Annotated in this window: 18 protein-coding genes; 8 read left to right on the plus strand and 10 right to left on the minus strand. The window is 72.2% G+C overall.

Annotated features, from left to right (window positions below):
• Positions 1-738, minus strand: coding sequence for a PspA/IM30 family protein (locus tag K8638_RS24425; RefSeq protein WP_223757012.1), 738 nt, complete (start codon positions 736-738; stop codon positions 1-3).
• 236 nt (positions 739-974) lie between these two features.
• Here K8638_RS24425 and K8638_RS24430 point away from each other — a divergent pair, with 236 nt between their 5' ends.
• On the plus strand, positions 975-2339 hold the full coding sequence (locus K8638_RS24430) for a HAMP domain-containing sensor histidine kinase (RefSeq protein WP_223757013.1): 1365 nt from the start codon (positions 975-977) through the stop codon (positions 2337-2339).
• Between the two features lie 9 nt (positions 2340-2348).
• Here K8638_RS24430 and K8638_RS24435 read toward each other — a convergent pair whose 3' ends face one another.
• The 5 genes from K8638_RS24435 to K8638_RS24455 form a co-directional block, all read right to left on the minus strand.
• Positions 2349-3659 (minus strand): 5'-deoxyadenosine deaminase, encoded by a 1311-nt coding sequence (locus K8638_RS24435; protein WP_370644107.1) that lies wholly within the window; start codon positions 3657-3659, stop codon positions 2349-2351.
• Between the two features lie 61 nt (positions 3660-3720).
• Complete coding sequence (locus K8638_RS24440; RefSeq protein WP_223757015.1) at positions 3721-4125, minus strand: cytidine deaminase; 405 nt, start codon at positions 4123-4125, stop codon at positions 3721-3723.
• Between the two features lie 51 nt (positions 4126-4176).
• Positions 4177-4542, minus strand: a complete 366-nt coding sequence (locus K8638_RS24445; protein WP_223757016.1) for a PilZ domain-containing protein — start codon at positions 4540-4542, stop codon at positions 4177-4179.
• Positions 4543-4857: 315 nt separating this feature from the next.
• Positions 4858-5268, minus strand: a complete 411-nt coding sequence (locus K8638_RS24450; protein ID WP_223757017.1) for an SET domain-containing protein-lysine N-methyltransferase — start codon at positions 5266-5268, stop codon at positions 4858-4860.
• A gap of 35 nt (positions 5269-5303) precedes the next feature.
• Positions 5304-6608 (minus strand): thymidine phosphorylase, encoded by a 1305-nt coding sequence (locus K8638_RS24455; RefSeq protein ID WP_223757018.1) that lies wholly within the window; start codon positions 6606-6608, stop codon positions 5304-5306.
• Positions 6609-6684: 76 nt separating this feature from the next.
• Between K8638_RS24455 and K8638_RS24460 the strand changes: the two genes are divergently transcribed.
• The 5 genes from K8638_RS24460 to K8638_RS24480 all read left to right on the plus strand — a co-directional run bounded on the left by K8638_RS24460 (position 6685) and on the right by K8638_RS24480 (position 13104).
• Positions 6685-7878: a BMP family protein gene (locus tag K8638_RS24460; protein WP_223757019.1), complete on the plus strand. Its 1194-nt coding sequence runs from the start codon at positions 6685-6687 to the stop codon at positions 7876-7878.
• 65 nt (positions 7879-7943) lie between these two features.
• Complete coding sequence (locus tag K8638_RS24465; protein WP_370644108.1) at positions 7944-9518, plus strand: ABC transporter ATP-binding protein; 1575 nt, start codon at positions 7944-7946, stop codon at positions 9516-9518.
• On the plus strand, positions 9511-10653 hold the full coding sequence (locus K8638_RS24470; RefSeq protein ID WP_223757020.1) for an ABC transporter permease: 1143 nt from the start codon (positions 9511-9513) through the stop codon (positions 10651-10653). The genes K8638_RS24465 and K8638_RS24470 overlap by 8 nt, the downstream gene beginning before the upstream one ends.
• Complete coding sequence (locus tag K8638_RS24475) at positions 10646-11575, plus strand: ABC transporter permease (RefSeq protein WP_223757021.1); 930 nt, start codon at positions 10646-10648, stop codon at positions 11573-11575. The genes K8638_RS24470 and K8638_RS24475 overlap by 8 nt, the downstream gene beginning before the upstream one ends.
• Before the next feature lie 374 nt (positions 11576-11949).
• Positions 11950-13104: a sensor histidine kinase gene (locus K8638_RS24480; RefSeq protein ID WP_223757022.1), complete on the plus strand. Its 1155-nt coding sequence runs from the start codon at positions 11950-11952 to the stop codon at positions 13102-13104.
• An 18-nt stretch (positions 13105-13122) separates the two neighbouring features.
• On the opposite strand, the gene K8638_RS24485 is transcribed toward K8638_RS24480, so the two are convergent.
• From K8638_RS24485 to deoC, 4 genes are all read right to left on the minus strand, one after another.
• A complete protein-coding gene (locus tag K8638_RS24485; RefSeq protein ID WP_223757023.1) occupies positions 13123-13782 on the minus strand; it encodes a hypothetical protein in 660 nt (219 codons plus the stop codon).
• Positions 13783-13838: 56 nt separating this feature from the next.
• The gene (locus K8638_RS24490; RefSeq protein ID WP_223757024.1) at positions 13839-15566 is read right to left on the minus strand and encodes a phospho-sugar mutase; all 1728 of its coding nucleotides are present in this window, start codon (positions 15564-15566) and stop codon (positions 13839-13841) included.
• Positions 15567-15629: 63 nt separating this feature from the next.
• Positions 15630-16022, minus strand: a complete 393-nt coding sequence (locus tag K8638_RS24495; RefSeq protein ID WP_223757025.1) for a TraR/DksA family transcriptional regulator — start codon at positions 16020-16022, stop codon at positions 15630-15632.
• 13 nt (positions 16023-16035) lie between these two features.
• Complete coding sequence (gene deoC / locus K8638_RS24500) at positions 16036-16869, minus strand: deoxyribose-phosphate aldolase (protein ID WP_223757026.1); 834 nt, start codon at positions 16867-16869, stop codon at positions 16036-16038.
• A 111-nt stretch (positions 16870-16980) separates the two neighbouring features.
• Between deoC and K8638_RS24505 the strand changes: the two genes are divergently transcribed.
• Positions 16981-18183, plus strand: coding sequence for a ComEC/Rec2 family competence protein (locus K8638_RS24505; protein WP_223757027.1), 1203 nt, complete (start codon positions 16981-16983; stop codon positions 18181-18183).
• Complete coding sequence (locus K8638_RS24510; protein ID WP_223757028.1) at positions 18180-19541, plus strand: MBL fold metallo-hydrolase; 1362 nt, start codon at positions 18180-18182, stop codon at positions 19539-19541. Before K8638_RS24505 ends, K8638_RS24510 begins: the two co-directional genes overlap by 4 nt.
• Positions 19542-19548: the final 7 nt, after the last annotated feature.

Below are 19548 nucleotides of genomic sequence, written 5' to 3' on the forward strand. Positions count from 1 at the left end.
CTACTCGACCCCCACCTTCTTGCCGATGGTCTTCTCGGTGCCGCCGCCCACCTCCGACACGGGCGCCGGGCTCTCCAGGAGGCCCATCTCCATCTTCATCTGCTTCACCAGCTCGTTGGCCTGAATCTTCTCGGCCTCCTCCTCGATGTTGGCGGCCATGTGGTCCACCGACTCGAGGGCCATCTGCATGCGGGCCTCGTTGACGGCGGACTTCTCCTGCACCTTGCGCAACATCTCGTCGTGCGTGGAGTCGATGCCGGCGACCTGGAAGGACTCCATGGTGTCGGCCACCTTGGCCTGCCACTTGGCGCGGCGCGCCTCGCGGATGGCGTTCATGGCCTCCTGCGTCTTGCGCTCCTTCTCGCGCATGAACGCCTTCTTCACCGTCAGGGCCTTCTCGTAGGCCTGGCGGGCGGTGGCGAGCTGCTGCTCGTTGCGCGCCAGCGCGTCCTTCTCGATTTGGAGCTTGCCGGCGTACTGCCCGGCCAGGTCGTCGCGGCCCGCCTGGATGGCGGCCTTCACCTTGGCCGTCAGCGAGCGCACGTCCTCCTGGTACTTGGCGTTCTCCTTCTCGAGCAGCGTCACGTTCGCCCGGACCATGGCGATGGACTCGTTCATCTTCGGGACCTGGTCGTTCAGGTCACGGACGTTCTGCTCGAGGATGAGCTCCGGGTCCTCGATGGAGGAGACGAAGAAGCCGGCGAAGCTACGCATTGCCCTCTTGAATCTTTCCCACATGTCGGCGGTCTACCTCCGTCCAGCCCAACTTGCCGTCACCTTACACGATACCCGGGACCGGCAAGCAGCCACAGTCCCAACAGTCTGATTACTGCTACGCGCTCCTACCTAAGGCCATTGCCCGTCACCTGAAAGCGCGCGCCGCCCGGACGGCCGGTGCGGAGGCCACCAGCCCCGGCCGCCCCCGCGACCCGGAACTTGCCCGGAGGGGTGGAAGCGGGGAAAACCACCCCCTGGTGTCAACGTCGCCCGCCCCCAGCTCCTTCGATGACGCGCTGACGCGGGCGGTGGAGGCCCAGCGGCGGAGCGTGCTTGGCGCGGGCGCGGCCGTCCGGCTGGTGGGCGCGGCCGTCTTCCTGGCCATCAGCACCGTCCTGTGGCTGTCGGGAGGCGAGGACTGGGCGCCCTACCCACCCCTGCTGGCGCCATTCGTGGGCGTGGCGGCGCTGCTGTTCGCGCTGCGCCGGCGGCCCGTGGCGCGGTGGCTGGGAGTCGTGCAGTCGCCCATGGACGTGGCGCTGGTCTATGGAATCCAGCACCTGGCGCTGCCCGTCTCCCCCTTCCCCGCCGGGGTGGCGGGCTTCAGCCTGGGGCTGTTCGCGCTGGTGGTGGCGCTGAGCGGGCTGACGCTGCGGGGGGGCGTCGTCTACGGGACGGCGCTGCTGTCCGCGCTGGCGCAGGGCGCGCTGATGCGCCAGGCGGGCGTGGACTGGGGCCCGGTCGCCATCGCCGTGGTGGCGCTGGTGATGGTGGCGGTGGTGAGCCACTACGGTACCGGGCGGCTGCGGCAGCTCGCGGTGGCCCTCAGCCGCGCCGAGGTGGACCGGGCGCTGGAGGCCCGGCGCTTCCAGGAGGTGGAGGAGGCCCGGCGCACGATTGAGCGGATGCTGAGCGACGCACAGGCGAGGAACGACCAGCTCCAGGCCCTGCAGCGCGACAAGGAGCAGCTCACGCAGTTCCTGGTCCATGACCTGCGCTCGCCCCTGTCGGCGCTGACGATGACGCTGTCGTGGATGGAGCAGGAAGTCCCCGTCCAGGGCGTGCTGCGGGAGTCGGTGCGCACGGGCCTGGCCGTCACGGCCCGGCTGGACCGGATGATTTCCGACCTGATGGACGTGCCGCGCCTGGAGCAGGGCCGCCTGGAGCCGCGCAAGGTGCCCTTCATGGCCGCGAGGCTGCTGGACGAGGTGCGCCGCTCGCTGGACGGCGTGGCCCGGGCCCGGCGGCTCACGCTGGACGTGGAGGCGCCCGAGGAGCTGGAGGTGGTGGGCGACTCGGAGCTGCTGGTGCGCGTGGTGGAGAACCTGGCCAGCAATGCGCTGCGGTACGCCCCCACGGGCGGGCGGGTGCGGCTGGAGGCCGGCGCGGACGCGGAGTGCCAATGGCTGGCCGTGCGCAACGACGGCCCGCCCATCCCCCCGGAGACGCGCACGCGCATCTTCGACAAGTACATGCAGGGCGACGCCGAGAAGGACAGCCGCCGGGGCTACGGGCTGGGGCTGTACTTCTCCCGGCTCGCCGCCGAGGCACATGGCGGAAAGCTCGCGCTGGAGGACACGCCCGGCTGGTCCACGTCCTTCGTGGTGCGGCTGCCGGTTTGAGGCGCTCCTTCAGGCCCGGGCGCGCAGGCGCTTGCCGGGGCGGAGGATGCGCTCCACGTGGGCATTGGCGCTGGCCATGACGGACGCCGCGTCCAGCGTGGTGAGCACGCCGTCCTTCAGCACGGGCTTGCCGTCGATGAAGACGTGCGCCACGTCGCTGCCCCGGGCCGAGTAGACCAGCGAGGACAGCACGTCCCCGGGCATGGGGCTTGAGTGCAGACCGCTCACGTCCACCACGGTGAGGTCGGCGCGCTTGCCGGGTTCAATCGAGCCCACCTCGTCCTCCAGCCCGAGCGCCCGCGCGCCGTTGAGCGTGGCCATCTCCAGCACCTCCATGGGTGCCATGGCCCGGGGCCCCCGGCGCGGGTTCTGCAGCACGGAGGCGAGCCGCATCTCGTGGAAGATGTCGAGCGTGTTGTTGCAGGGCGCCCCGTCCGCGCCGAGCGCCACCGGCACGCCGGCGTCGAGCAGCTCGCGGATTTCGGCGATGCCGGAACCCAGCTTGAGGTTGGAGCCGGGGCAGTGGCACACCACGGTGCGCGACTCGCGCAACTGGTGGCGCTCCTCCTCGGACAGCCACACGCAGTGGGCCAGCGTCACGTGCGGCCCGCACAGGCCCACCGTGTGGAAGTAGGCGACGTTGTCCTGGCCCCCGGTGTACTGGCGGACCGCCTCCGTCTCCTTCCGGTTCTCGCTGGCGTGGGTGTGGATGCGCACGCCGTGCTCGCGGGCCAGCCGCGCCACCTCGCGCAGCAGCTCGGGCGTGCAGGACAGGACGAAGCGCGGGGCGAAGGCGTAGCGCAGCCGCCCGTCGTGCGAGCCGTGCCAGCGCTCCATCAGCGCCAGGCTCTCGGCCAGCGAGCCGGCGGTGCTCTCGCGCAGGCCCTGGGGCACGCCCTCGCCCGCGTCCATCATCGCCTTGCCGCCCACCAGCCGGAAGCCGGCGTCACGCGCGGACTCGAAGACGGCGTCGTAGTGGTGCACGGTGCCCATGTCGAGCGCCGCCGTGACACCCGAGCGGATGAGCTCCGCGAAGGTCAGGTCCGCCGACGCGCGCATGGAGGCCGCGTCGTGCGCCGCCTCGAAGGGCCAGATGCGCTCGCGCAGCCAGTCCAGCAGCTCCAGCCCGTCCGCGCGGCCGCGGAACAGCGTCTGGCAGGCGTGCAGGTGGCCGTGGATGAGGCCGGGCAGCACCACCTTCCCCGTCACGTCCACCACCCGCCGCGTGCCGCGGGTCTTGAGGCCCCGGCCCACCTTCGCGATGCGTCCTTCCTGGACGAGCACGTCCGCTCGCACGAGCACCTCGCGCTCGCGGTTCATCGTCACCACGGTGCCGCCAGTCAGGAGCAGATCCACTTGGGTGCTCGGGTCTCTCTAGGGGCTAGAAGAATGCCTTCGTGAAGGCGTGCGGCAGCAGCTCGCCCAGGGTGTAGCGCGCCTCGCCGCCCTTCGGAGTCCGGCTGCGCACGGGCAGGTCGGCCGAGGCGAACTCGGCCATCACCTGCCGGCACATGCCACAGGGCGGGCACGGCTCGGGCGTGTCCACGACGATGGCCACGGCCACCGGCCTGCCGTGCCCCTGGGCCACACCGGCGGCGAGGGCATTGCGCTCGGCGCACACGGTGAGGCCGTAGGTGGCGTTCTCCACGTTGCAGCCGGGCACCACCGCGCCGTCGGAGTAGAGGACGGCGGCACCCACGGGGAAGCGTGAGTACGGCGCGTGCGCGCGCGAGCGAACCCGAGCGGCCTCCTCGAACAGGCGCTCCCAGGGAATGTCATCCGCCATGACGCCCTCCTCCGCGAGTCGCGGGTCCGCCAGGGGACCCGACGGGGGGACCTACCGGCCGCCGCCCTGTCGCAGCACGTCATCCAGGTGCCGGGCGATGGCCAGCTCCGCCTCCACCGGCAGGTCCAGGAAGCGCACACGCGAGGCCGGGCCCTGGGGACCGTGGGTCACCTGGAGCACCTCGCCCACGGCCTCCACCTCGTCGGGGAGGATGGGGAGATTGAAGCGCACCTCCACCTTCGTGCCCGCCTCCATCCCCGCGCCATGCCAGGCACAGCCGCCCAGGGAGAGGTCCCCGTCATGCGTCTCGAAGTCACCCGGGCCGCCCGCCCGGCGCACCCTCAGACGCATGGGAACCCGGGGAGAGTCGCGCCGGTCCTCGGCCTTGTCGCTCATCGAGTCGTTCCTCTCGGCCATCGCCGTTGCCTCCCTGCCGCTCATGCGCGCTCCACCGCCGGAAGATGCTCCAGGGGCGCCCGGGATACAGCCGGGCCCGGCCCGGCCGTCCCGCCCCCATCCTCGGGGGACAGCGGCTGCTCGCCGACAGGAGCACCGGGCCTCCGGCGAACGGCCCCCGTCGTGTCCTTCACCTGTTTCTCCGACCCCATCGCGCGCGCATCATACGCGGCCCGTCCCGGACTGGAGTCCCCGAAATTCACCGGCTTCGTTTCCCGGCCCCCGAGAATGGGCGTCTCACCGGAGGTACCAGGGGGCCACGCCCCGTGTCCATCTTCAGCGGGGCACGTCCTTCTTCCGGGATTTCCACCAGTCCTCGCCGTAGCTGATGCAGATCTGCTCGCCGGGGTGGATGTCACGCAGCGCGTAGAAGGAGAAGAGGTCGCGGTCCACCGCCCGGTAGTACGCGGCGTTGGGCTCCTGCGAGTGGTTGTAGATCATCCCGTAGCCCATCACGAGGGCAACCCAGTCTCCCTCGCGAGGCTCCTCCTTCTCGCCCCACTTGATTTGAAAGACGTAGTCGTCGAGCGGGGGCATCCGGGCGTGCTTGTGCAGCACCTTGAGGTAATGGCACTCCTCGATGAGGTCTCCCGCCGGGATGAGCTCATCCGTGAAGACTCCGTAGCCCCACTCGCACGGCCGGACCTTCACGCCTGGATGGATGTACAGCGCTGCGCCCTGGTTCATGAGTCCCTGGCCCACCGGCCCCCGTGCTTCCGTGACTACTCCACCCGCTCCCGCACCAGCGGCCGCGCCGGAGGCGCCGCGTCCCCGAACCGGTACGCCGCCAGCAGGCGTGCCTTCACGCCCTCCACCGGCCCCGCGTCGTTGTAGTGCACCCGCACCACGGGCTCGCCCTTCGTCACCCGCTCGCCCGTCTTCTTCAGCAGCGTGAAGCCCACCGCCGGGTCAATCCTGCTGTCCACCCGCTGCCGGCCCGCGCCCAGCGCCACGCCCGCCAGGCCCACGCCCTCCGTGTCAATCGCCGTCACCCAGCCGTCCCGGGGCGCCACCACGTCCACCGTGGACTTCGCCTGCGGCAGCAGCGAGTAGTCGTCAATCGCGCGAGGGTCTCCGCCCTGCGCCTGGACGATTTCCTTCAGCTTGCGCACCGCGCTGCCGTCCTCCACCGCCTTGCGCAGCTTCTCGCGCGCCTCCTCCACCGTCGCCGCCTTCTTCCCCAGCACCAGCATCTCCGCCGTCAGCGCGTAGGTAATCTCCGTGTAGTCCTCCGGAGCCTCGCCGCGGAGCATGTCCACCGCCTCCATCACCTCCAGCGCGTTGCCCACCTTCCGGCCCAGCGGCTGGTCCATGTCCGTGAGCAGCGCCACCACCTTCTTCCCCATCTCCGCGCCCAGGCCAATCATCGTCTTCGCCAGCAGCCGGGCATCCTCGTCGCGCTTCATGAAGGCCCCGCTGCCCACCTTCACGTCCAGCACCAGCGCGTCGATGCCCTCCGCCAGCTTCTTGCTCATGATGGACGACGCAATCAGCGGGATGCAGTCCACCGTCGCCGTCACGTCGCGCAGCGCGTAGAGCTTCTTGTCCGCCGGCGCCACCTGCGCCGTCTGGCCAATCAGGCAGCAGCCCACCTCGCGCACCAGCCGCCGGTACTCCGACGTCGGCAGATTCACGTTGAAGCCCGGAATCGACTCCAGCTTGTCCAGCGTCCCGCCCGTGTGCCCCAGCCCCCGCCCCGAAATCATGGGCACGGGCACCCCGCAGGCCGCCGCCAGCGGCGCCAGGCTGAGCGACACCTTGTCCCCCACCCCACCCGTCGAGTGCTTGTCCACCTTCACGCCCGGCGTGTCCGACAGGTCCAGCACCTCGCCGGACTCCAGCATCGCCCGTGCCCAGGCGCCCAGCTCCCGGGAGTCCAGCCCCTTGAAGAAGACGGCCATGCACATGGCGGCCATCTGGTAGTCCGCCACCGTCCCCGCCGTATACGCCTGGATGAACGCGCGGATGTCCGCCGGGTCCAGCCGGCCACCATCCCGCTTTGCCTTGATGAGCTCGTAGGGTTGCACGGCCCTGCCCATAGCAGGAACCCGGGCCCTCATGCACTCCGGGAAAGGCACGGCGGCATCTGGTACATAGCGGCCCATGATGCTCCGCCTCCAGGTTCTCGCCCTCGCCGCCCTCCTGTGCGCGTGCTCCAAGAAGGAAGAGCCGGCCCCCGCCGCCGGTGCCCAGGGCCCCGCCACCACCGAGCCGTCCGCCAGGAAGCCCATTCCCGTGGGCCTCGTCATCGACGTGGGCGGGCGCGGTGACCACTCGTTCAACGACGCCGCCCTCCGCGGCCTGGAGCTGTACGCCGCCGGCAAGCGCTACGAGGGCGGCAAGTACGTGGACGCCACCCCCACCGAGGTCCGCGAGACGCTCCCGCCCCACATGGCGTCGCTCGCCTCCTCGATTCAGCCCCTGCCCGTGAAGCCCATGGTCCTCCAGAGCAAGGCCCAGGAGGACTACACCCCCAACCTCCAGCTCCTCGTGGACCAGGGCGCCCAGCTCACCGTGGGCAACGGCTACATGCTCGCCAACGCGGTGCGTGCCGCCGCCCAGGAGAACCCGAAGGCGCGGTTCCTGCTCATCGACAGCCAGGTGCTGGACGCGCAGGGCAAGGTGCTCAAGCTGCCCAACGTGCGCACCGTCCTGTTCAAGGAGCAGGAGGGCAGCTTCCTCGTCGGCGCCCTGGCCGGCCTGGTGACGAAGACGGGCAAGGTGGGCTTCGTGGGCGGCATCGAGGTGCCCCTCATCCAGCGCTTCGAGGTGGGCTACCGCGCGGGCGTCAAGACGACGAACCCCCAGGTCGCGCAGACGTTGATGAGCGTCTACACCGGCAGCTTCAACAACATGGCCGCCGGCAAGCAGGTGGCCCAGGACCTCATCGCCAAGGGCGCGGACGTCATCTTCCACGCGGCGGGCGCGGACGGCATCGGCGTCATCCAGGCGGTGAAGGAGGCGCGCGCGGCCGGCAAGAGCGTGTATGCCATCGGCGTGGACTCGGACCAGTCGCACGTGGCGCCGGACGCCATCCTCACCTCGATGATGAAGCACACCGACCTGGCCATCTACCAGGCGACGAAGGACCTGGTGGAAGGGAAGTTCTCCGCGGGTGAGCAGGTGCTCGGCCTCAAGGAAAACGGCGTGGGCATGGCCGAGGTGCGGGTGGACTTCCCCGGCAAGGCGGAGGCCCTCCAGAAGGTGGACGCCCTGCGCCAGCGCATCGTCGCCGGTGAAATCCAGGTGCCGGCCGTGCCGGCCGAACTCGCCTCCTTCCAGGCAGCCGCGCCCTGATTTCCCTCCGGCACATCCACAAGGCGTTCGGCGCCTGCGTCTCGCTGGCGGACGCGTCGCTCGACATCCGCGAGGGCGAATTGCTCGCCGTGGTGGGCGAGAACGGCGCGGGCAAGTCCAGCCTGATGAACGTCCTCTACGGCCTCTACCAGCCCGACGTGGGCGAGGTGTCCGTGGACGGGCAGCCCGTGCGCTTCAAGAGCCCCCGTGACGCGATTGCCCGGGGCATCGGCATGGTGCACCAGCACTTCATGCTCGTGCCCACGCTGACGGTGGCGGAGAACGTGGTGCTCGGCCGCGAGCCCACGCGCCGGGGCCTGTTCGACCTGGAGCGCGCCGTCAGCGAGGTGGCCGCCACCTGCGCCCGCTTCGGATTCCAGCTCGAGCCGCGCGCCCGCGTGGACACCCTCACGGTGGGCTCGCAGCAGAAGGTGGAAATCGTCAAGGCGCTGCACCGGGGGGCGCAGGTGCTCGTGCTCGACGAGCCCACCGCCGTGCTCACGCCCCAGGAGTCCGACGAGCTGGCCCACATCATGCGCGGCCTCGTCGCGCAGGGACGCACCGTGGTGCTCATCAGTCACAAGCTGAAGGAAGTGCTCGGCGTGGCCGACCGCGTCGCCGTCATGCGCCGGGGACGGGTGGTGGCCGAGGTGCGCGCGGCGGAGACCACCGTCGAGCAACTGGCCAGCCTCATGGTGGGTGAGGGGCACTCCGCGCGGGCCGCGGGCCTCGCGGACCTTCATGGCGGTATCCCCCCCGGAGCGGCCACGGCGAGGCATGAGCCGGCGTCTTCAGGCGCCGCGCGGCCCCCGGGCGAGGCCACCCCGACACTCACCGCCGAGCCAGGCTCGCGGCCTCCGGGAGAGACGTCCCTGGCGGGCGCGGTGCTGCTGGAGGCGCGCGGGCTCCAGGCGCTGGGCGACAACGGGCGCCCGGCCCTGCGCGGGGTGGACCTCACCGTGCGCGCGGGCGAAATCGTCGGCATCGCGGGCGTGGACGGAAACGGGCAGCGCGAGCTGGCCGAGGTGCTCACCGGCCTGCGCCCGCTGACGTCCGGCGAGGGCACGCTGCTCGGAGGCCCGCTGGCCGGCCTCACCCCCGCCCAGGCGCGCGGGCGCGGCGTGGGCCACGTCCCCGAGGACCGGCTGCGCCGCGCGGTGGTGAAGGCCCTCACCGTGGAGGAGAACGTGGCGCTGGGCCGGCACACGCGGCCGCCCTTCGCCCGGGGCCCCTGGATTGACTTCTCCGGCCGCCGCGAGCGCACGCAGGCCCTGCTGTCCGCCTACGACGTGCGCCCGCCGGACCCGGCGGTGCCCCTGCACGCCCTGTCCGGCGGCAACCAGCAGAAGGTGGTGGTGGCGCGCGAGCTGGACGCCCGGCCGAAGCTGCTCGTCGTCGTACAGCCCACGCGCGGCCTGGACATCGGCGCGGTGGCCCAGGTGCACGCGAAGCTGCGCGAGGCCCGAGAGCAGGGCGCCGGCGTGCTGCTGGTGTCCCTGGACCTGGAGGAAGTCCTGAAGCTGTCGGACCGCGTCTACGTCTTCTTCGAGGGCCGCGTGACGGGCCACTTCACCCGGCCGGAGTACGACGAGCGGGAGCTGGGACGGCGCATGCTGGGAGCGGGGACGGGCCATGGCTGAGCGGCTGAAAGCCATCCTCCCGTCGGTGCTCTCCGTGCTGCTGGCGCTCGCGGTGTGCTGGGCGCTCATCGCCTTCACGATGACCTCCGGCACCGCCACGGACGCCTACCTCCAGATGTTATGGGGTGGCATTGGCAACTGGCCTTCATTCCTGGACGGAGCCGCCGCCACCGTCCTCACCCGCCCCCTGGGCGAGTCCGCGATGAAGGCCGCGCTGCTCACCCTCACCGGCCTGTCCGTGGCGGTGGCCTTCAAGGTGGGCCTCTTCAACATCGGCGCGCAGGGGCAGATGATCCTGGGCGCGCTGGCCGCCGCGGTGGTGGGCGCACAGCTCTCGCTTCCCTCCGCGCTGCACGTGCCGGCGGCGCTCCTGGGCGCGGCGCTCGCGGGGGCGGCGTGGGCGGGGCTCGCCGCCCTCCTCAAGCTCTACCGCGGCGTGCACGAGGTCATCTCCACCATCATGCTCAACTGGGTGGCGGTGAGCCTGGTGGACAACTGGCTCGTCATCGGCCCCCTGCGCGGCGTGGCCGAGGCCGGCCAGTCCATCACCGGCACCGCTGAAATCCAGGCCACCGCGGTGCTCCCCCGGCTGCTCGGAGACCTCTCCCGCCTCAACCTGGGCTTCCCCCTGGCGCTGCTCCTGGCCCTGGCGGTGTGGGCCTGGCTTGCGCGCACGCGCCCCGGCTTCGAGACGCGCGCGGTGGGCCTGGGCGCCGAGGCCGCTCGCGCCGCCGGCGTCCCGGTGGCGCGGCGCACCGGCGTGGCCATGGCGCTGGCCGGGGCCCTGGCCGGGCTCGCGGGCGCGGTGCTCGTGCTGGGCACGGAGGGGCGCTACCCCGGCACGCTGGGCGCGCCCTACGGCTTCGACGGCATCGCCATCGCCCTCATCGGCAACAACCACCCGCTGGGCGCCACCGTGGCCGCGCTCTTCTTCGGCGTGCTGCGCGCGGGCGGCACGCGCATGCAGCTCCTGGGCGTCCACAAGAGCTTCCCCGAGCTCATCCAGGGGCTCGCGCTGCTCTTCGTCGCCGGCCGCATGGTGTGGCTGGCCGTGTTGCGCCGCCGCCAGGCCTCTCCCGGCTCCGGCCCCGCGCCCGCCGCCGTGACGCCCTCGACGGAGGCTCCCCGTGTCTGACGTCCTCCACGCCCTGCTCTTCTCCACCCTGGACGCGGCGCCCGCGCTCGTCTTCGCCGCCCTGGGCGCGGTGCTGTCCGAGCGCGCCGGCGTGGTGGCCGTGGGCGTGGAGGGAATGATGCGCGTGGGCGCCTTCTGCGCGGCGGTGGCGGCGCTGGCCATGCCCACGCCCCTGGCCGTCGGCGTGGGCATGCTCGCGGGCGCGGCGCTGGCCGCGGTGCACGGCTTCCTCACCATCCGCTGGCGCTCGGACCAGGTGGTGTCCGGCATCGCCCTCAACCTGGTGGCCCTGGCCGGCGGCACCTTCCTGCTGGAGTCCCTCTACGGGCCCAACGGCACGCCGCCCATCCAGCAGCTCTCCCGCTGGGAGCTGCCCGGGCTCGCCTCGGTGCCCGTGCTGGGCGCCCTGTCCGGGCACTCGGCGCCCACGTACCTGGCGCTGGTGCTGCCCTTCGCCTTCCAGTTCCTCCTGGCGCGCACGCCCCTGGGCCTGCGGCTGCGCGCGGTGGGTGACAAGCCCCACGCGGTGGCCACGCTGGGCCTGTCCGTGGCGGGCCTGCGCTGGGGCGCGGTGCTGGGCGGAGGGCTGCTGGCGGGCCTGGGCGGCGCCGTCCTCTCCACCGCCGTCCTGGACCGCTTCGAGCAGCACACCCCCGCGGGCCTGGGCTTCATGGCCCTGGCCGCCATGGTGTTCGGCCGGTGGACCCCCGTGGGCGCCTTCCTCGCCGCCGCCTTCTTCGCCTTCGGGAACGCGCTGCGAATCGGCCTCGTCTCCAGCGCCCCCGGCCTGCTGGAGCTCGTACCGCAGGGCGTGTTGCTGGCCCTCCCCTACATGCTCACCCTCACCCTCCTCACCCTCCAGGGTCAGCGAAGCAGCGCCCCCGCCGCACTGGGTACGCCCTATGAGCAGGAGTCGCGCTGACGCCCGCCCCAAGGGGATGGGTATTTAAGGACCCGGGTCAATTTTGATTCCTGGTCAGGAGTGACCCCCTGGCGTCGGCTGTACGACAGGCTGGAACAGGTTCCAGCCGTCCACCGGACACTCCAAACCCCCGCCGTTATTGGGCTGACCTCCACCTGGATTGATCGGCCACCGATCAAACCCGGGCCCCTGGCCCGGCATGGAACCCGCATGGACCCCAGCCGGTATCGGACCGCGTACCGGACTGGACGCAGGCTCCGGGGGGGAAGTCGCATCCAGTCCGGTATGCGGTCCGTAGGAACACTTGTTGGAACCTCCGGGCGCGTTGGGCCCGGTCACATGGTGGGGGTGGCGTGATGCTGGAGACGACGGGAATGACCGCAGCGGCGTACCGGCCCCGGGTGCTGGCCGTGGACGTGGAGTCGGGCGGCATGGAGCGGCTGTGCTCCATCCTGGCTCCTGCCGGTTATGACGTGCTGCCAGCCAGCGGGAAGGCGGCGGCCGCGGTGGCCTCACGGCAGTCCGCGGACCTGTTGCTCCTGGACGTGGCGCGGCCCGGGACGGATGGCCTGGCGGCCTACCGCCGGCTCCGGGCGGAGCTGGGCGGCCCGTCGCTCCCGGTGCTCATGCTCACCCCCCATGCGGACCGGCAGACGCGCCGCGAGGTGCTGGAGGCCGGAGTGGACGACCTGCTCATCACCGAACCGCTGGACCCGCTGGAGCTGAAGGTCCGCGTGCACACCCTGCTGGAGCTGAAGGCCCACCGTGAGGCGGGTGGCCAGCGCGCCGAGGCGCTGCTGGATCCACGCACCCGCTGGGTGGAGATGGAGCGGCTGGCCCGCCTCGGCACGCTGGCGGCGGACGTGGCGCAGAACCTGGGCCGCGTGGGCCAGGGCCTGCAGCAGGCGCTGGCGCACGTGCAGACGCGCGCCCTGCAAGGGCTGCCTCCGGACGCCGCGGAGCTGAAGAAGCTGGGCGTGGCGGGTGAGCAGATGCGGCTGCACGGCCAACATCTCCTCTCGCTGGGCCCCACCAGCCCCAAGGACATCCAGCGCTTCGACCTGCGGGAGCTGGTGCCCGGCGTGGTGGAGCGCATGCGCGCCGCCGGCCGGCTGGGCTCGGCCGAGGTGAAGGTGCTGCTGCCCGAGGACCCCATCGCGGTGATCTTCAACCGCCGCCAGCTCGAGCAGGTGCTGGTGGAGCTGCTGTCCAACGCGGCGGACGCGGTGGAGGACGTGAAGGACCGCCCGCGCCGCATCCACGTGGGCGTGGAGCTGCCGGACATGTTCGGCGACTTCGGCCCGCGCCTGTTCGTCAAGGACACCGGCATCGGCATCTTCGAGGACGAGCTGCAGGCCGTCTTCGAGCCGTACTACACGACGAAGGCGCCGGAGAAGGGCGCCGGCCTGGGCCTCACCGTGGCGCGCGCCCTGGTGGAGGCCATGGGCGGCAAGCTGACGGCGCAGAGCCGCGTCAACCTGGGCAGCACCTTCGTGGTGGAGCTGCCCGAGCAGACGTCGTCCTGGTAGTCACGCCGCGCCCGCCGCCTAGAAGCGGAAGGCGATGCCGAACAGCGCCTCCAGGGTGAACTCGCTCTGGTCGTCCCGGCCGCGGTAGCCGCGGTCGGGGATGATGGACGGCCCCAGCCGCATGTTGAAGGTGGCCGCGAGGTCGCGGTTGAGGAAGTACTCCATCCCGCCGCCCACCAGGAGGGGGAACACGGGGCCGATTCCCTCGCCGAAGTAGACGTGGAAGGGCAGGTCCAGCCCCACGTTCAGCATGAGGTTGCTGCCGGCGGGGATGCCCACCACGAAGGCCACGGGCAGCGTCAGGCCCACGTCCGTGTCCCCGTCGTCGAAGTAGAAGAAGGGCCCCGGCTGGAAGGTGACCGCCATGGACACCTGGGACGTCTGCGCCAGCATCAGCCGCATCCACGCCTGCAGCTTGATGCCCGGGTCCGTGTAGCGGACCCAGCCCTCGCGGCCCCAGTTGAAGCTGAACTTGCCGCCAATGTCGAAGCGCTCCGAGCCGCCGTGGAGCACGCCCAGGGTGAGGCCGGGCCAGCCAATCTGCGCGGAGAAGGCGGTGTTGCCCCGCCCCATCGTGTCCGCGGCGAGGACGGACCAGCCCTGGCCGCGCTGCGCCAGCGCGGTGCCGGGGAGGGCCAGGAGGCAGGCGAGGAGGACTCCGGGGAGCAGACGCTTCACACGATGCCTTTCTGCGGAAGCCGCGCGGGGGCGCGGGTGGGAGTGTGCTTCAGGACTCAGGCGGGCTGCCCGCGCTCGCGCGCGAGCACCAGGAAGTCGTCGATGAAGCGCGCCAGCCGGCCCTCGGCGCGCTGCCGGGCCCGGTCCATGGGCTCACCGGGGGCGAGCGACTCCTTCAGCTCGAAGTAGTATTTGATTTTCGGCTCGGTGCCGGAGGGCCGCAGGGTGACGCGGCCCCCGCCCTCCATCTCCAGGGCGAGCACGTTGGACGGGGGCAGCCCGCGCCCGCCCTGCTTGTAGTCGAGGACGTTGCGCACCGGGTCCCCGCCGATGCGCGAGGGCGGCGAGGCGCGGAACGCGTCCATGATGGCGCGGATGGTCTGCGCGCCCGCGGCCCCGGGCAGCGTGACGTTGCGCTGGGCGCCCACGTACAGGCCGTGGCGGCGCTGGATTTCCTCCAGGTAGCCCAGCACCGTGGTGCCGCGCGACTGGCACCACGCGGCCAGGTCCGCCATGACGAGCGCCGCGCCCACGCCGTCCTTGTCGCGCGTCACCGTGCCCACGGTGTAGCCGAGCGCCTCCTCGTAGCCGAAGATGAACTGCGTGCCCTCGGCGCGCTCGCGCTCCAGCGCGCGGTTGGCAATCCACTTGAAGCCGGTGAGCACCTCGTCATAGGCCGCGTCCAGCGAGCGGGCGATGTCCCCGAGCTGCGTCGAGGAGACGATGGTGGTGACGACGTGCGGCCGCGCGCGCCGGGTGCCCTGGGTGAGGGTGTAGTGGCCCAGGAGCACGCCCACCTCGTTGCCGGTGAGCATGCGCAGCTTCCCGTCCGCGCCGCGCGCCATGACGGCCAGCCGGTCCGCGTCCGGGTCATTGGCCAGCACCAGGTCCGCGCCCACGCGCTCGGCGGTGGCCAGGGACAGGTCCATGGCGCCGGGCTCCTCCGGGTTGGGGAAGCGCACCGTGGGGAAGCGTCCATCCGGCATCTGCTGCTCGGACACGGCGGTGAAGCGCGGGAAGCCGGCCTCGCGCAGGGCGCGCTCCGCCCAGACGCCGCCCACGCCGTGCATGGCCGTGTAGACGATGGACAGCGAGTCCGAGCCGCGCCCGTACAGCCGCAGGCCGAGGATGCCGCGCAGGTACGCCTCGCCCACCGAGCCCGGCAAGTCCTTCCAGAGCCCCTTGGCGCGCGCGTCCGCCGGCGTCAGCAGCGGCACGCGGTTGGCGGGCTCCACCCGGGCGATGGCGGCGGCGATGCCGGTGTCATGCGGGGGAATGATTTGAGCGCCGTTGCCCCAGTAGACCTTGTAGCCGTTGTACTCGGGCGGGTTGTGGCTGGCCGTCACCATGACGGCCGCGGCGGCGTTCAGGTGCAGGGTGGCGAAGGCCGTCACCGGCGTGGGCACCGGCTGCGGGAAGACGTGCGCGGGGATGCCCTCCGCGGCGAGCACGGCGGCGGTGTCCTCGGCCAGCTCCGCGCTCAGGCGGCGCGCGTCCCGGCCCACGACGACTCCGCGCGTGGTGACGTCCGGCACCTGCTCCTTGAGGTAGCGCGCCAGGCCCGCGGTGGTGCGGCGCACCACGGCGCGGTTCATCCGGTTGGGCCCGGCGCCCAGCACGCCTCGCAGTCCCGCGGTGCCGAACTCCAGGTCGCCGGCGAAGCGGTCCGCCAGCTCGGCCTGGTCACCGCGGGCCAGCAGCTCCGCCAATTCCGCGGCGGTGGACGGGTCGGGGTCCGCCTGGCGCCACGCCTCCGCGCGCTCTCTCAATCCGGTGGTGTCCATGAGCCTCGAACCCTCGTCTATCCGTGGAGGACGCGCGGGGCACGTGGCTCGCGCGCCGGTTGTTCAGGTGTAATCGGTGAGCTTCTTGCGGGTGGCGGGGCCCTTGGGGCCGTCCTTGGAGCCCTGGCACGTGACGCAGTACTCCGCGTACGGCATGGCGCGCAGCCGGCCCAGGGCAATCTCGTCGCCGCACTCCTCGCACTCGCCATAGGAGTCCGGGTCATCGCGCAGCTTGCCCAGGGCCTTCATCACCCGGGCCAGCACGCCGTCCATGTTCCGGTTCCGGTTGGAGGCGATGGCCTGCAGCATCTCGTTGAGGGGCTGCTCGTCCTCGTCGCCGCCGATGCGCGCGTCGTCGGTGCGGTTGGGTTCAATCCTCGCGGGCGTCTTCCCCGTCAGCTCGGAGTGGAGCGCCAGCAGCAGATTCTTGAGTTCCTCGCGCTGTTTCGCGTTCACGCCGCCTCCGGAGTCAATACTTCGCGGTGGAGGCCTGCCCGGAGACGATGGCCACGGACGCGGAAGCGCCCAGGCGGTTGGCGCCCGCGCGCAGCATCTTCATCGCGTCCTCGGCGGAGCGGATGCCGCCGGAGGCCTTCACGCCCACGTCCTCGCCCACCACGCGGCGCATCAGCGCCACGTCCTCGGCGGTGGCGCCGCCCGGGCCGAAGCCGGTGGACGTCTTCACGAAGGCGGCGCCCGCGGCCTTGGACAGCGCGCAGGCGAGGACCTTCTCCTCGTCCGTGAGCAGGGCCGTCTCCAGAATCACCTTCACCGGCACCGGGCGGCTGGCGTCCACCACCGCGGCGATGTCCTGGTGCACCAGCGCGTAGTCGTGGGCCTTGAGCGCGCCCACGTTGAGCACCATGTCGATTTCCCGCGCCCCGGCGCGGATGGCCTCGCGGGCCTCGAAGGCCTTGGCGGACGGCAGCGCCGCGCCCAGCGGGAAGCCCACCACGGCGATGGGGACGGTGTTGGAGCCGGAGAGCACGCGCGCGGCGGTGGCCACGTGCACGCTGTTCACACACACCGTGGCGAAGCCGTGCTGCCGGGCCTCCTCGGCCACCTTCACCACGTCCTCGGCGCGGGCCTCGGGCTTGAGCAGCGTGTGGTCGATGTAGGGCGCCAGGTCCGCCGGGGAGCGGATGGACTCCATGTCGACACGGCCCGTGTCGGGCCACTCGACGGGAGCACGGGCCGCGGGGTCCTGGGGCGACGTCGAGGTGGCCTTCCAGGCATCCATGCGGCGGCGGGCCTGGTCGGCGAGCTCCTCGACGAACTTGAAGACGTCCTCGGAGTCGGACATGCCGCGCCCCTTAGCCCACTTCCCGCCCCTCGGGAAGCGCTCGCACGAGGAGCACCCATCCGACGCTCCCCCAGGTGCCGAGGGTGGGAGCACGGGGGTAGAGTCCGCTGCGTGACGTCTTTCGCCCGGCTGCTCACCCTCCTCGTCCTCCTGCTGGCCTCGCTCCCGGGCCTGGCCGCGGCGCCGCCCGCCGGCAAGCCGCTCACGGTGTACTTCTTCGACGTGGGCCAGGGGGACGCCGCCCTCGTCGTCTCCCCCACCGGCAAGACGGTGCTCATCGACGGCGGCCCGCCCGAGGCGCGCGAGCACCTGGCCCGCCGGCTGCGCGCCCTGGTGAAGGAGCCGCTGGACCTGGTCATCCTCACCCACCCGCACCTGGACCACCTGGGCGGGCTCACCCAGGCGCTGAAGGCGGTGGGCGCGAAGCGCTTCATGGACCCGGGCTTCGACCACCCGAGCGACGCCTACAAGGAGCTGCTGGACTTCGTGGGCGGGACGGTGGGCCAGGTGATGAACCCGGAGCCCAACCCCAAGGCACCCCAGACGCTGCTCACCATCGGCCTGGGCGAGGGCGCCTCCCTCACCGTGCTCTGGCCGCGCGTGCCGCAGGAGCCCTTCCTGGACAACACGCGCTCGGACCCCAACTCCAACTCCATCGTCGCCAAGCTGACGTACGGGACGACGGCCTTCCTCTTCACGGGCGACGCCGAGCCGGAGACGGAGGCCGCCCTCCTCCAGAAGCGCATCGACTTCTCCTCCACCGTGCTCAAGGTGGCCCACCACGGCGGGCGCCACTCCTCCACGGCCGCCTTCCTCGCCGCGGTGAATCCCAAGGCCGCCGTCATCTCCTGCGGGGCCGGCAACGACTACGGGCACCCCACCCTGGAGGCCCTGGAGCGCCTGGAAGTGGCGGGCGCCCACGTCTTCCGCACCGACCAGGACGGCGAGGTGGTGGCGGTGAGCGACGGCACCACCGTCACCGTGCGCCCGGAGCGGGGCGCCGCGCCGCGGGTGGTGCCCGGCGGCGTGAAGCCCGGTCCCGTGGCGCTCGGCCCCATCGTCCCGACTCCCCAGCGCTCCCGCGCCTCCACGCGAGGCGGAGGCACCACCCCTCCGGAGAGGCCGGCGGACGGGACGCTGACGGACGCGCGGGGTGGGGCGGTGGAGCAGCGCTTCGTCAGCCTGAAGGGCAGCAAGGTGTTCCACCGCGAGGACTGCGCCACCCTGAAGCGCTCCAAGTCCGAGCGCACCGTGTATCCGAGCCGCTCCGCCGCCATGCGGGAGCGCCGCCCCGCCGAGGACTGCCACCCATGAGCCCGCGCCTGTTCGCCATCCTCGGGATGCTGCTGGCCGCGGTGGCCTGCGAGGAGCCGCCGCCGCCCGCGCCCCCGCCACCGGCTCCCGTGCGCTCCGCCGAGCCCCGGCGCTACTTCGGCGTGCCTCCGGACGGGAAGCTTCACGTCTACTTCTTCAACGTGGGCCCGGGAGACGCCGCGCTCATCGTGTCCCCCGAGGGGCACACGGTGCTGGTGGACTCGGGCCCGGCCTCGGCGGCCAACCACCTGGTGAACCGGCTGCCGGAGCTGCTCACGCAGCGGCTGGACCTGGTCGTCCTCACGCACCCGCACGCGGACCACTTCGGCGCGCTGGGGCCGGTGCTGCGCCGGGTGGGCGCGAGGCAGCTCCTGGTGCCGCAGACAGGCGCCACGCCTCCCGAGTACGACGAGCTGCTCACCTCCATCGGCGGGCAGGGCGTGGAGTTCATCTCCCCCTCCCCGCCCCCGTCCACGCCCAACGCGCCGCTGCGCCTGCCGCTGGGCACGGGTGTGGAGCTGAACGTGCTGTGGCCCCGTCCGCCCAAGGAGGTGCTCGACGTGCCGGAGGCCCCGCTGGAGGCCAACTCCATCGTCCTGCGGCTCACCTACGGAGACACGGCGCTGCTCCTCATGGGTGACGCGCACGCGAAGACGGAGGCGCACCTGCTGGCGCGCGGCATGCCCCTGCGGGCCACGCTGCTCAAGGTGGCGGCGCACGGCGCGGACGGGCCCACGGGCGACGCGTTCCTCCAGGCGGTGGGGCCCCGCGCCGCCGTCATCTCCGCGGGCGCGGGCAACACGCGCGGCACCCCGGCCCCCGCCACGCTGAAGCGGCTGGAGGCGGCGGGCGCCCGCGTGTTCCGCACCGACGTGGCGGGCGAGGTGCAGGTGGTGGGCGACGGGAAGACGCTCGTCGTCACCCCTCAGCGCCTGCCCGACGGCGTGCCGTGGGACACGCGCTACACCCTCGCCGGCCTGAGCGCGGCCTCCGTCCCGGCGGCCACCGCGCAGGCCACGAAGCCAGAGCCCCTCGAGCCGGAGGCCCCCCGGGGAAACACCTCGAAGGTCCAGCCGGCCCCGGCGCGCCACGGCCAGGTGCAGGTGGTGGACATCGACGACCTGCCGGCCGCGGAGCAGGCGCCTCGAATCCGCGGCACCGAGTCCCGCCCCTCGCGCGGGAGCACCGAGTCGCGCGCCACGCCCGCCGGGGGCTACGTTGGCAGCAGCAGGACGGACGTCTTCCACCTGCCCTCGTGCCGCAACGCCGCGAAAATCAAACCGTCGAACCTGGTCCGTTTCGCCACGCGCGAGGAGGCCGCCCGGAACCGGCGGCCGGCCAGGGACTGCAACCCCTGAGGAGCCC

It is taken from the genome of Myxococcus sp. RHSTA-1-4 (assembly GCF_020037125.1).
Lineage (GTDB): Bacteria > Myxococcota > Myxococcia > Myxococcales > Myxococcaceae > Myxococcus.